At 49.8% G+C, this 12,808-nt stretch carries 9 protein-coding genes and 3 pseudogenes; 4 read left to right on the top strand and 8 right to left on the bottom strand.

Annotated elements, in window-relative coordinates; all coding sequences use genetic code 11:
- Positions 1 to 3: 3 nt before the first annotated feature.
- Positions 4 to 807: a hypothetical protein gene (locus JBO08_RS12040; protein WP_220074712.1), complete on the bottom strand. Its 804-nt coding sequence runs from the start codon at positions 805 to 807 to the stop codon at positions 4 to 6.
- A complete protein-coding gene (locus JBO08_RS12045) occupies positions 794 to 2,248 on the bottom strand; it encodes a hypothetical protein (protein WP_220074711.1) in 1,455 nt (484 codons plus the stop codon). Before JBO08_RS12045 ends, JBO08_RS12040 begins: the two co-directional genes overlap by 14 nt.
- 282 nt (positions 2,249 to 2,530) lie before the next feature.
- On the opposite strand from JBO08_RS12045, the pseudogene JBO08_RS28150 reads away from it, so the two are divergent.
- The 3 genes and pseudogenes from JBO08_RS28150 to JBO08_RS12055 all read left to right on the top strand — a co-directional run.
- Positions 2,531 to 2,846 (top strand): annotated as a pseudogene (locus JBO08_RS28150) (EAL domain-containing protein); the annotation flags it as partial.
- 1 nt (position 2,847) lies between these two features.
- Positions 2,848 to 2,973 (top strand): annotated as a pseudogene (locus JBO08_RS12050) (transposase); the annotation flags it as partial.
- Between the two features lie 200 nt (positions 2,974 to 3,173).
- Positions 3,174 to 3,575 (top strand): hypothetical protein, encoded by a 402-nt coding sequence (locus JBO08_RS12055; protein WP_220074710.1) that lies wholly within the window; start codon positions 3,174 to 3,176, stop codon positions 3,573 to 3,575.
- A gap of 783 nt (positions 3,576 to 4,358) precedes the next feature.
- Here the strand turns inward: JBO08_RS12055 and JBO08_RS12060 are convergent.
- From JBO08_RS12060 to JBO08_RS12080, 5 genes are all read right to left on the bottom strand, one after another.
- The gene (locus JBO08_RS12060; RefSeq protein ID WP_220074709.1) at positions 4,359 to 4,907 is read right to left on the bottom strand and encodes a hypothetical protein; all 549 of its coding nucleotides are present in this window, start codon (positions 4,905 to 4,907) and stop codon (positions 4,359 to 4,361) included.
- Positions 4,908 to 5,014: 107 nt separating this feature from the next.
- Complete coding sequence (locus JBO08_RS12065) at positions 5,015 to 6,475, bottom strand: site-specific integrase (RefSeq protein ID WP_220074708.1); 1,461 nt, start codon at positions 6,473 to 6,475, stop codon at positions 5,015 to 5,017.
- A complete protein-coding gene (locus tag JBO08_RS12070) occupies positions 6,468 to 7,073 on the bottom strand; it encodes a hypothetical protein (RefSeq protein WP_220074707.1) in 606 nt (201 codons plus the stop codon). Before JBO08_RS12070 ends, JBO08_RS12065 begins: the two co-directional genes overlap by 8 nt.
- Before the next feature lie 2 nt (positions 7,074 to 7,075).
- Positions 7,076 to 9,163: a hypothetical protein gene (locus tag JBO08_RS12075; RefSeq protein WP_220074706.1), complete on the bottom strand. Its 2,088-nt coding sequence runs from the start codon at positions 9,161 to 9,163 to the stop codon at positions 7,076 to 7,078.
- Positions 9,147 to 11,435, bottom strand: coding sequence for a hypothetical protein (locus JBO08_RS12080; protein ID WP_220074705.1), 2,289 nt, complete (start codon positions 11,433 to 11,435; stop codon positions 9,147 to 9,149). The genes JBO08_RS12075 and JBO08_RS12080 overlap by 17 nt, the downstream gene beginning before the upstream one ends.
- A 78-nt stretch (positions 11,436 to 11,513) precedes the next feature.
- Here JBO08_RS12080 and JBO08_RS12085 point away from each other — a divergent pair.
- Positions 11,514 to 11,921 (top strand): annotated as a pseudogene (locus tag JBO08_RS12085) (cation:proton antiporter); the annotation flags it as partial.
- Here the strand turns inward: JBO08_RS12085 and JBO08_RS12090 are convergent.
- Entirely contained in the window at positions 11,915 to 12,802 is an 888-nt protein-coding gene (locus JBO08_RS12090; protein ID WP_065871908.1) for a formate/nitrite transporter family protein, read from the bottom strand. The pseudogene JBO08_RS12085 and the gene JBO08_RS12090 sit on opposite strands and share 7 nt — an antisense overlap.
- Between the last annotated feature and the right edge of the window lie 6 nt (positions 12,803 to 12,808).

Raw genomic sequence — 12,808 nt, forward strand, 5'->3', positions numbered from 1 at the left:
TGGTTATCCTTCCATGCCATGGACGGACGCCAAGGTCGCGCCGGAGTTGTCGAAATAGCTTTCCCAAAACATTCTTAGTTTTCCAGTTTGAATGTCAGGCCTATTTTTAAGCATCTCAATTTCTACCCGTACATTTTTGAGGTCTGAGCGCGAGATCTGGCCATAAGCAGTCTTATCGAAAGCGGTGAAGTCAGGGATGCCCTTGTACATCATTAGTTCTTTTGTGTTCGGAATCATGTCGGAGAACATGATCAGTGTGCGCTGGCCTTGAACATTGGAGCGATCAAAGCCTATGCCTACGAGCTTAAGCATTTCAAAAATCGGTGACTGAGCCGAGCTTTCCTTGAGCAGAAGGGAGTCCGCCATCATCACCAATGGATCAATGAACTCGCTATGATAACGCTTCTTGATGCGCTGAATATTTGAGTTGAGCTCAGTCTTGCCTGTACCTAGGCCCGGATTACACTTCTCAAAAACAGGTCTCGCATTCTGTGTGAAATCTGAGCCAAGTAGATATACAGACACTAGATAGCCTTCAGGGATTCGGGACGTCGCGAGCGTTTTAATTCGCTGGAGAAATGCTTCCCTCTGTATGAAGCGATATGGATCTGTATTATCCACCAAAATGACATAGTGGCCCAAAGGGCCTGAGGCTGGGCAAAGGGTTGCTTTATCAGGCGCGATGTCCCTGTCGTTATATGCCCATATGCAACCTAATATAACCGCAATCACAATTGCACCAGTGACAATGGCAGCAATCATCTCGCGACTTTTCTTTTTCTGAGCTGCCCGACTACGCCTGGCCATTACTTTTACCTTCCTTGTTGATCTGGTCACGGAACGGTTGCAACTGATCGAATTTACTATTGAATGAGGATTGAATCCGTTGGCGAATCACTTCCGTCCTGTTATGTAGGCCAGAAAGAAGAGTTTGCTGCAGGCCGAGCAGTATCTCCTGAGGCGCCGTGTTGAAGTCAGGCAGGGTAATATCTTGGAACAGAATCCCTTGGTTGAAATAATCTGGGGTAGGAGCGCCCTTACGATATACCTCGTTCTCCGAGCGGAAGAGAGCTATGAGAGAACTCGACAGGTTCTGTGCCTGATGCAAAAGAGCCTGCACACGCTGCTGGGTTACCCGCTTCTCCTCGATCTCATGTGAGTAGGCAACGACTTGATTCTTGGAGGTATCCCTATCCTCGTCGAGCTCCCTCAGAAACTGCTCCTTCAGATCATTCAACTTAGCGCGTACCTCTTCCACCTCCCCCTCATAGGCGTCGATAGCTTCGTTAGCTTGCTGTTGGACGGCGGTATAGCCGGGATAACCGTCCTTCCAATAGAATCCGTCGAAGTAGCTAAAGACTGCAAAGCCTACGCTTAGGCCGAACAACAACATCGAGAAAGCATCTGCAAAATGGAATGGGGTCTGAGTTAGCGTATCAAGCGCTATCTTGGCAGCCTCGTTCGAGCCGATATCGGCGCCGGCTGAGAGCGCATCTCGGAAGTGGGAAGTGATCAATCCTACGGCGACGGCGCCGGAAAATGCCGGAAGGATCGAAAACCATCCAAGTATCTTTCGTGCAGCGTTTACGTGGAGCGCGTTCGGAAGACAGAAACGTCCCCAAGAATAGCTCCAGGCTACGTTTAACACCGCGAGGCCTAACGCCCAGGTACCGCCCTCCATGATGCCGCCGTCGAAGCTTGCAGCGAAAAGTTTGGCGTTGACAGCCGCTTCGACCAACACCATGAGGATCAGCACCATAGAGAGGGTAAAAACCCTTGTTCCTGACTGTGTCTTCGCAGCTCTCTGGAGTCCGTGCTTAATCTTGAACTGCTCAAGTTCCCTGGTAGCTGTTACTGCAGCTTGATGGGTAGATCGTAACGCCGGTTCTTCGTCAGACAGCATCGAGTTCGCCTGGCGCTCAAACTCTTCATCCGCCTGTAGAGACCGATTGACGATAGGCGTGATGTCTAGCTCTGCCAGTCGGTTATGGATGGTCTTGAGCCGGTGCGTCGCCCAGGACAGGGCATCACGGCGGGCGTTCTCTAGTCGTCCCTTAATGGCCTCTTCGGCGCCTGTCAACTTTTCATCGTTTGCAGCAGGTAGGCCAAGCTCGCCTAGTCGCTTGGCATGGTACTCAACCTTGAGCTCTGCTTTCAATTCGTCAAGGTCGAGAGGATATAGAAAAGGGTTTTCACTTCTATGATGCTTACTGCTAGCGCTAAACCAGCCAAAAATTTTCTGAAGCAAGTCCTACCCCTTCCCTGTGAGACCATGGACAGCAGCGACTGATTTTGGTGTTGGTGTCAGATATTGGCTCATGGAACGGCTAAGCCCGAACCATATGCATGCCTTGCTCGATCTCGATGCAGAGTCCTGCGCGCAATGATTTGTCCTACGATCCTTGGTCAATCTTGTGCCGAATGGCAAGATGGCGGAATAATGGCCATGTCAAAATTGAAATGCAAGGAATGCGGTGGGTCTATGGAAGCTATCGGACGAAAGCGATTAAAAGGGCTACTGCGCACGTACCGAACCCTCCAGGCACTGACGGCATGGGGTGTTGCAATTTCCCTGGAAGATTTTGGTAGCGGGTATTCCTCACTTTGATACCTGCGCTCGTTCCATTTGATCGAATCAAGATCCAAAAGTCATTCGTCAGGGACATGGCCGAGAGTAGAGAAGCACTGTCGATCATTTGCGCTAATCACCGGCATGAGTAACAGTTTACTCATCAAAACCACCGCTGAAGTGTGGAGACAGACAGCAACTGATCCAGTTGAGAGCTAAAGTTTACTCGCATTTCCAAAGCGCTCGTTCAGAACCCGCATTATCCCGAATAATTCAAAATCCAAGCGATAAATCAAGTGACCAAAAAGCAGCTTCCTGCGTTGGAGGTGGCTGCGCGATTGGATGTGTCCGTGCACAGCCTTTATGCCTGGATTAAGCGCTACACCAAGCTCCAAGAGCAGCGCGTTGCGCTGCGAATCCTGAGGGAGGATGCGTTACGATCTATTCTTCCCAAGACGCAAACACCAAGCAAGCGGAGCGCGCAGGCGTGTGGAATGCTAGCCCGCAGGGTCGAGACACGCCTCGGCGGGGCTCGATTCACGGCAGCCTGACGCCGCAGGCGGCACGCCATCAGCGCCAGCTCGCTCAAGCAGAGGTAACTCAGATGCCCGACGATGAACTCCGCGAGCTGGAAGCAAAGAGGCGAAAGGCTTTGTGGATGCTTGCGAACATGTCTCCAGGCGATCCGAAGGCGTTCGGTGCCTTATCAATCCTTGACGACCTTGGACTTCAAGAGCGAAAAGACTCCCCTAATACTGACAAGGCACTTGAGCTCAACAGGGTTCGGGATTGTGTCACGGTGCAGCATCACCACTCCGGAATCGACATCATTTTGGAGCGGACTATTCCGCAACCTTGGAGGGAGCGTTTCCACCAAGCAAGCATCGGGTCGACCAGGTTGGTTGATGGGCCATACGCGTCAGACTGGTATAAATTCCTGACTGAATGGGAGCGCGAGATGCAGCATCTGCAAAACCATCGACTTGCAAAGGCTGCTAACAGCTAGAGCGGCTGGTTCGAGCGATGGCGGCGCAAACAGACAAGCAGTCGGTGTAGCCGCTGAAAATCGCAACCTCAAACAGGAGCAGCAAGGTGGAACGGCCTTCGTTTTTTATTGATTTTGAAGCCTCTGGAATAGCTCCTGATAGCTATCCTATCGAAGTAGCTGTCGTGTCGAGTGAAACCTCCTTCAACTCGCTGATCAAGCCAGCCCGTTACTGAACGGACTGGTCGTTTGATGCGCAAGACATGCATTGTCTCTGTCAGGATCAGGTGCGTCAGCGAGGTGATACCCCATGCGCTGTGGCGAGAAATATGAATGAGCTATTTTCAGAGCAGGTGCTTTGCAGCGATTCACCTCAAAGACGGGGTTTGGCTCGATGCCCTCTACGAGGCAGCAGATCTGATGCCCACCCTCGAGTTGAAACCTTTGGAAGTGTTTGTGGGCCGGGAGGCTGCCAGTGACATTTATCGCCAACTGCCAACAACTAGGCACCACCGAGCTTTCCATGACGCGACTGCTTTGATGGAAGCCTGCCGCGCTTCTTTCAAAGCTTGAACTACCTCCCCTCAACTTTACAAAAGCACTGATTCCTTTGAGTTTTGGATGTAGCTCAGCTTGTCTGACTGCCCGAACAGAAGCCAGGTAATCATGCGGCTGGATCGGGCAAGCGAAGCGCGCTGGCGTGTGGGATGGAAGCCCGAAGGGTCGAGACCTTGGCATCGCCAGGGCTCGGTACACGACAGCCGCTCCCCGCAGGGGCACGCCCCAACTGAAAGCGCAGGGCCATCAAAACTCTGCATCCCATGCGTCCATAGCCTCGCTCAAACCCGCGTACCACTGGAGATCACCGAGCTGTACGGCATTCGCGATTTGCCTTTTGGTATTGCCGTCGACCCAAGCGGGGAGACTCTCTATGGCTCCTGTGAACATGCTTGCTGAAGCGACAGCGAATCGCCCCGTACTCGTAGACTGGAGGCACACGTAGCGCACGGCAGCGCCAGTCTGCAACCGACGCCAAGCCACCACCTCGACACATTCCATGACACTCACTGCAGCCACTACGGCGGGACTCGCTTCCGGTTCCACCTCGACGCCCCCCGCTGCTTTGGATGCCCTGCTAGGCGCTCCTGGTTTGTGGACAAGGTGCTTCAACTGCTCACGTGAGGCGATGATCTGTTCGCGGAGCTCTTCGGGGTCGATGGACATTCCACCCTCGGGTGTCACCTTGAGGGTCTTCAAGGAGTTCGCCGCCAGGATGAACTCGCGCTCACGCGCTTTCTCCCACTCGGGGCGACGGTCGGGGCTGATAAGGTTCCAGAGGCGTGAAAGCAGCATCAAGACGTTTTCCTAACCTGAAACACTAGGCTTGAATCCATTGCTCATAAACCATGGTATCTCAACACTACCCTGTGAATGATAGACCCTTCCCAGAATTCACCGAATCATTCGCGGCCAGGCAGAATCGGAGCGATTCCTTTGACCGTTTTCTCTCTTGCAAGCTCACGAGCAAAGTCATCATCTCTTAAAGCCTCAAGCTTCTCCATCTCTAAGTTATACTCTTGAATTGTAAGGGTAGAGCCGAGCTGGGCCCTGAGCTTACGAGAGTATTTGTCGAACTGCTCCATGGCTCGAATTAGGAAAACATTGCTAACTGTAGTGCTATACCCCTCAATCTCCTTGAATGCTGCATGCACATAGCCCATGATAGTCGCAATTGATTTCTGGCCGGTATACATCTTAACTTCCTCAAGATAACTTTCATCAGAAAGCAACCTGACTTCAAAGTCTCCTGCACGCCTATATCTATCCCGTTGTACAAACTCCATTACCAAGTTCGTGATAAACGAGTGGCGAAACATGTGTGCACAGGCTTGTTCCTCGATGCCAGCAAACCTACGCACTGAACCGATCTCGTTACCAAGGGACGTTTCTGAAAGCGGCGTTCCGGTTGCTGACGATACAAATACGAAGCCATGATCATTAATACTGGAGAATTTTTTTCTTACAACTTTATCCCTGTGAAACTCAATGTATGAGATCAGTTCATTGAGGAACATCTTATTTACGGGTATTTCCCTTTCCTCACTGTCGTCGCCCTTCAGGGTGATAAACCTAAGCATAGGGTGCTTCATTTCATAAGCGGCCAGGACATCTACGACCTTAAGACTCGCCACCTCTGAAAGCCTAGCCCCAGAGTTTTCCAATGTTGAGATAAATGCATGCCGCCGAATCTTGATGAAACGTGAGCCCCCCATTTCATCGACAGCGCTCCTGAGCTGGTCGACATGAACAGCAGGAATCGCATTCCGCTCGTGCCTCCTACCACCAGGTGGAAATGCGTGATGCCACACACTGTGCACAGCATAATCACGACCACGCTTATCTTTTTTCACTGTAACGCTTTCAGTAATTTTTATTCGCCCTCCAATCGCGACGAAATTGGGTTGCTCATAAAGCCCTCCAATATACTTTAGGAAGTCTATACATACAGTCCCAACGTCTACAACGGTGAGTGTGGCTTTCTTCTTATCACGAAGATTTTTGGGATCTACCTCCGTACCTAGATGATGAATAAAACGCGTAAAATCGTTATCTGATAGATCTATAAAATCAATGTTTGAAGCATAACAGAATCTAACCAACTGACTTATTTTCTGAGCGTACTCACCAATCGTCCCACCTTTTCTACCTGTACGGGCTAACCCTTTACGCTTCATCCTATTGGGGCGAACCGTAAGGGAAAGCATATAGAGATTCGCGGCAAAACAGGGTGCCCCGTTTGGCCAATTGATGAATGTCAGATTGCTCGCATCCCTAATCACGAGCTTCCCCAGTGCGTTGTGGTCAAACAACTGAAGCTCAGGAACCACTGAATAAAGCTTACGCTCAGGGAAATTACTCACTCCGTACTACCTTTAAAGACTGGATATTCTCGTGAGATGGAATCACGTCAAAAGGAGACTCATTAAGCGAGACTATTGCCAACAGTGCATTTACGGCTTCGCTAGCGATTTTATTTCTAACAGCCTCACTAGAACCATCCCTGGTTTCTTTGATTCCTGAGATAGCAGTGGAAAGCCCTTGAAGCAACCTGAAATTAGCGCGCCGCAGTGCGACCACCGTGCATTCTAACTCGCTATTAATTTGCTCTAGCCCATGTTTGGTCTTCTTGGTGGGCTTGTTACCCCTTTCGGCATACGCGGCAATTGCATCCTTAGCCAAGCCTCTAAGACGCTCTAGCCCTGCGAAACCGTGATGACCAAGTAACTCATCGGATTTTTTTTTGAGGGTGTTCAGACTTGTAGAGTCGATAGTGTAATGCTTTCCAGCTAAATCGAATTTGTAAGAAAGGGAAGCCAAAGCCCCCTGATTTCTTAGAGCAGCAGTGACAACCTCATTTGAGATGTATTTTCGTATATCGGCTAGTATGTCCTCCAACAGAACCTGCCGCGCTTTGATTGATTCATTATGAACTTGAATTTCTGATCTAGACTTACCCATGACTATGCACCCTTGACGTGAACAAGAACCTGCATTTCTTTGCCATTAGTTCCGAGAACAAATACGGGTTCGAATTTGACAATGCCTTTACTCATTAAGTGATCCAGATGTTCTGCAAAGGATTCTTGATCTACAAGGCGAAGATCATCCGTTCCAAACTGCTCCTTCATCAACGCACGTAATGATTTATAGTTATGCACATCACCAGTAAAAAATTTCTCAGCAATAATTTGAGCCTCCGCCCCACGGAGGGATGCGCCATCTGTAGCATCTGTAATGTACCTCCATGCGTGCTCAATATCGTTATGCCCGAGAATCCAACGCAGTGTATCTATGCGTCCTTTGCCATACGCGTGAAAAAATAACAAAGCCGCCACGCGGCGCAACTGGTGTTGCCTGACATAATACCGAAGACCTACCTCATTAACTTCACTCTCGAAGTAGTCACAAAGGAAGTCGAAACAGGTATTCATGCTTGTTTTCGTGGCAGAATATAGTACCTTTCTTCCATGGAGAGAAGGAACAGAGAAAATAGTAGGAGCTTCAGCCGAGAAGCCCGCATCAATCAGCTCCTCTTGAAGCCGCACTAATTGCGCAAGCATCTGTACCGCAAGGGGATCTATAGGCCTAGCATCATACTTACGTAGACCATACGTATTTGTTGTGCTCTTTTCTCTCCTAAACATCAGCCAGGTACTCGTGGAGTCGAATGCTTGTGCTGATGGGATCTGCAAAAGCTCATCGATTCGCCGCGCCATAAGCAAACCAACAACAAATTGAATAACACCAATATAAACATAGACAAGCTCAAGCAGGCCTACATTGGATCTTAGTCGCTCAAAATAGTCCTCTTTCGCTCCCTTGCGATTTTCAAGACCACTACCATCGACATCACTTGTATTTCTGCAGCCAAGCCCCAGCTTCGTTACGCCGTGACGCTCCAAATCACTGCCAATAATTGAAACAACCTGTTCATCTGTTAGGCTTGTAAGCGACTTGTCATGCTCGTCACAGTATCGAGCCAACCTGCAAAACCCCTCAACTACGAGAGGGCCAAGCTCGTAATGAAACTCGACAGCACCTTTGAATAACTTAAAAATAGTGCCGGAAGGCACTGTCACAAAGCGACCAGGCTTGGCTAACTCTGGCGTGTAACCTTTGATTCCATCCAAGACTCGCTCACTAGGCCCTGGCATACCAAGATTTTTAAGCAGACCCATTCCGTATAAGAAATTGTAAAACAGCCTGTACTGGGACTCAGTCATAAGACTCCCCGAACTAGAAGTAACCCTAACCCCCTCCATCTCACGTTTATAGGATTCTCCAAGCGGATAGAAACTGAGGATTTCATGCCTCGGTTTGGCCATGCTGCCACGGATCGTATTTTTGTAAATCTCGTTTGAGATACGTACGGAGTTTACCGTATAGCCAGCACCTCTATGTCCGTCGTAGTGGCCTTTATAATATAAAGCGGCCCGGATACGTGGAATATTTTCAACGGAAACATCAAGCTCGTTAGACTCGAGCTGAGTAGAACTTATCTCTAACATCGATGGATTCTCTTCCAATATGGAAGATATCGTCGCGCCTGGGATCTCATTCAACAGGGCTTGAGCATACTCACACAATTTCCCTGACCAATCATACAGCGCTTCGGCCACGGAGGATTCTGAAGACAGCTTGTTCAGTATCCATTTCATATCGCCTTCAGACAAACCTGCCAACCCTGCACTTAAAAGTTTAAGCTCGGTCGCGTGAATTAGCAGACAGTCAATGACACCTACCGCTGCGTGAAATTTCCTCCTTAATGTCTCAACACTTTGGGAGTTGGCCATTTCAACCAGGCTATTTCGCGTGGCGCCAATAAGGGAGTATTTAAGACCGTTCAACAGATCTAAGTTTTCGTCATCGGTGAGGTATGAATTATTGTCTAGGGCTACCTTCCAGTTGAGCAGGATAGGATCACCGTTGAAATTTACGCTCCAGATGGAGGCATTAAAATCAGTGGTTAGCCAAGAAGCCTTACGGAACGCTTCTGCCGGTGCCATGCGAGGCTCGTTGAGGAACCCAAGTTTAGATGGAGCATTCATAAACAAACCTCTCCATTGACGTTGCGCTTGCTGTTAGTGACGCCTTGTGTAGATCGCTCCGATAAGTGACATCTCGATGCTTACTGATCTCTCCCTCAAGAAAGCCTGCGTAACTCGCCCAGTAGACTGCCTTAGCATTAACCTTCTGATTGGGTGGCGCTTGTTCAACAGCCAATTTTATCGAGAGCAGCACGCTCAAAATATCGGCAGACACTAACGCATATACAGTCCCGTCGTTCTCAAGCTTTTCATGACGACCCTCTGGATCTTGAAGATACGCAGGGATATCTCCAAAAGCATGATTTACTAGGAAAGTGTCTAATTCAGCCACGCTTGAAAAATTGCTTGCCCGAAATAAAAACGGGCTATCTTTAAGACTATGACAAATTAAGATCTTGTTAAATACTCGCATACGCCTTTCATGCAGGAAATCGATAATCACCTTGGGCAGATAGTGATCCATGAGGTTAGGATCGTAGCTATCATGGCCTAAAGCCTGAGATGTAGTTTCAGCGCTATGCGTCTTAATGAATATCTCGGTTACTCTGGATGCGCGTACGGAAGACGCACTCACCATCGCCAAAAACTTAACGAGATCATCTTCAGGCATGTCAGTATGAGGACGAAACTGAGCTAAAAGATTATTTCTCAAATACGTACCAGGTTTAAGTGTCGACCTCGACCACGGGGTTAGGGTGCTTTTGACAGGCGGTGAAAATGCGTTACCGCATGTAATGAACAGCTTCCTCCATGAGGGATCACCCTGTGATTTCAGATACTCACGTAGGGGCGCAGTGATCTCAATAATTTGGTCGACCAAAGCTTTAGTTTCTGGGGTTAGCGTGATTTTTTGTTCAGACCTTCCTGCCCCCTTACGATCCTTGTACCCCACCAGCTTATATACCGACCCGTCCAGTACATATCCAGATCTCTGCCCCTGCTTATTCCAAAGATCGAAATCACCCAGAAACTCTGACGTAATTATCGGATGCCTTAGAATAATTAGGAGCTTAAATGGCATTAGACTCCCCGACAGTGGCATCCCCATATAGCTGGCTAAATCAGAAGCAGGAGTCTGAGAATCTTTTGTATCCACTGACAAGGAGGCGTAGTGGCTGTAAGGTTCTCCGTAGCCGTAGGTCTCGAAAATACAGCAAATATTGGGGATTATTAGTAGGTGTCCCTTCTTACGTTTAGTCGTATCTACCAACTCTCCCTGCGCAGCGAGCTGTTTACGACGAAGAACCCTACTATATAGATCTGCTATCTGAGCTTTGGCCCATCCTTCAATAATCTTCAGCCGATTAGATATGGAAATGAATAATATTTCAATAGCTTCAGACTCAGTAAGATGTAATGGCACTTCCATTACGAGCTTAACTTTCACCTCCGCACCATCATCATTTTTTCTGATATTAGTCGACTGACCATCGATTCGCTTCGCAGGTGCTAACGGCAGTTTCCCTCCCAATGGCTCGGCCCATATGCCTGGAAGAATGAAAATCTTCTCGACGAACCCAATATACTTATTCCAGGTCTTCATTTGTGCGTCGATATCCAGCCCCAGGGCCTCGCCACTCATGAAAAAACCTTCCCTAAAATCCCAGAAAAAATTGTAAATCATTGTCGAATCGTTAAACGTGTATTCAGGCCAGGAATCACTATTCTGACTCAGAAAACCAGCCATCTTATTCGGCATAGTTAACTGCGTAGTTCCATACCCTGAAATATGGAGTCGTAGCTGCTCATACAGGCCGGATGTAAAGTCATGACCATGACTGTTATGAATATTGGCAAAGTGACAATACAACTTGGTGCCTTTACGGTTTTCTACAGGCCATCCAGTCCAATATTTAATTTTACGCTGGTCAACCCCAAGAAGTATTTTTTTCCACTTCGCATTATATTTTTTTCTTAGTCCACTTCCACATTCTGTCGGCGGCATGGAAGGGACGTAATTACGTGCTTCGAGCAGAATGTCTTGCAGATAAACGGAAATCTTCGCGCGCGTCACGTCAGACGTACCGACCAAATCCTGTTCGAACAGCGCTCCTTGAAAACCCGCAACGATGTGGGTCAGCTCTGACGACGAAAGCTTCAAGAAAGACAAGGGCTGGTTGGTGATGTCACAAAAGCATTCGAGAACCTTCAATGTCGTCGTCGACGGCACCTTCCTACGCTCAGCGCAACGCCGAAACAACTCCACCACATCAGGCGCCAGAGCTCGGAAGGGATAGGTTTCGATTGGCGATCCTTTTTTGACGATTGTCACTTGCAAAATCCATGGTGAGCTGGCTGTAATGTCTATTCTACAGGCGCCCAGAACAACTGACAAAAAAATGCGAATGGCAAAATTTGGGAATTGCTCGATGACATGCTCAACGCCCTGCTGTTCGCCTTGATCGGCATGGAGCTGCTGTTGCTGCCCTTCAACTGGCTGCACGTGTTCGCTGCCAGCTTGCTGGCGGTGGCAATCCTGTTGTCACGCCTGTTGACCGTGGCCCCGGCGATCCTGTTGCTGCGGCGCTGGCGCACGGTGCCACGCGGCACCATCCGCATCCTCACCTGGGGTGGTTTGCGCGGCGGAGTTTCCGTGGCACTGGCATTGGCCTTGCCGCTGGGCCCGGAGCGCGACCTGCTGCTGAGCATCACCTACATCGTGGTGCTGTCATCAATCCTGTTGCAGGGTTTGAGCATCGGCAAGCTGGTCAAGCGCGTAACCCGGGACGAGCCCCAGGCTACGCCTGACGCTCACTGATCCTTGTTGATCTGCTGCGGATGCCTAGGGTCCGCAGCTTTCTTGCCCGGCAGGCTGCCTTCGCTGCGAATCTGCGCATGACTGATCAGCGCAAAGATAAAGCTGCCACCAATGATGTTGCCGGCCAGGGTCGGCCCGGCAAACACCAACCAGAAATCCTTCCACGGCAACTCGCCTGCAAATACCAGATACGAGACCTCTGCCGAACCCACGACGATGTGAGTGAAGTCCCCCAGCGCCATGAGATAGGTGATCAGGATAATGATGAACATCTTGGCGCTTTCCATGGAGGGGATCATCCAGACCATGGTGGCGATCATCCAGCCGGAAATGATGCCCTTGGCAAACATCTGGCCGGCATCGTTTTCCATGATCTTGCGCCCAATGTCGAGGAAGGCCATGTCGGTCTTGGTGTCAAAGATCGGCAGGTGCAACATCACGTAAGCCACCAGCAAAGTGCCACACAGGTTGCCCACCAGCACCACGGTCCATAACCGTAACAGGCGTCCCGCGTTGCCGAGGGTGGGCTTGCTCATCACGGGCAGCACGGCGGTCAGCGTGTTTTCGGTGAACAGTTGCTGGCGCGCCAAAATGACCGCCAGGAAGCCCGCGCAGTAGCCGAAGCTGGCAATAACCTTGAATCCTTCGCCGTCCGGCAGGCGCGAATTGAGTAGCCCCATCGCCATCAATGAAAGGCCCATGGTCAGGCCAGCAGCCAACGCCGACCACCACAACGCAGCCACATTACGCTCCAGCTCCTGGTCGCCCTGAGTGCGGATGATTTCATGCAGCACCGCCGCACGGGGCGGCTGGTTTTTGTCGACGTCCTGCTGCTCTTCCTGCGACAGATTAGCGGTTTTGCCTGATTCGTCAGTGGCCATGATTAT

It is taken from the genome of Pseudomonas sp. LAP_36 (assembly GCF_019456785.1).
GTDB classification, from domain to species: domain Bacteria; phylum Pseudomonadota; class Gammaproteobacteria; order Pseudomonadales; family Pseudomonadaceae; genus Aquipseudomonas; species Aquipseudomonas tritici.

Bases quoted from the DNA above. Each gene is read 5' to 3' on its own strand.
- JBO08_RS12040 (WP_220074712.1), bottom strand. From the start codon at position 807: ATGGCCAGGCGTAGTCGGGCAGCTCAGAAAAAGAAAAGTCGCGAGATG.
- JBO08_RS12055 (WP_220074710.1), top strand. From the start codon at position 3,174: ATGCCCGACGATGAACTCCGCGAGCTGGAAGCAAAGAGGCGAAAGGCT.
- JBO08_RS12060 (WP_220074709.1), bottom strand. From the start codon at position 4,907: ATGCTGCTTTCACGCCTCTGGAACCTTATCAGCCCCGACCGTCGCCCC.
- JBO08_RS12070 (WP_220074707.1), bottom strand. From the start codon at position 7,073: ATGGGTAAGTCTAGATCAGAAATTCAAGTTCATAATGAATCAATCAAA.
- JBO08_RS12075 (WP_220074706.1), bottom strand. From the start codon at position 9,163: ATGAATGCTCCATCTAAACTTGGGTTCCTCAACGAGCCTCGCATGGCA.
- JBO08_RS12090 (WP_065871908.1), bottom strand. From the start codon at position 12,802: ATGGCCACTGACGAATCAGGCAAAACCGCTAATCTGTCGCAGGAAGAG.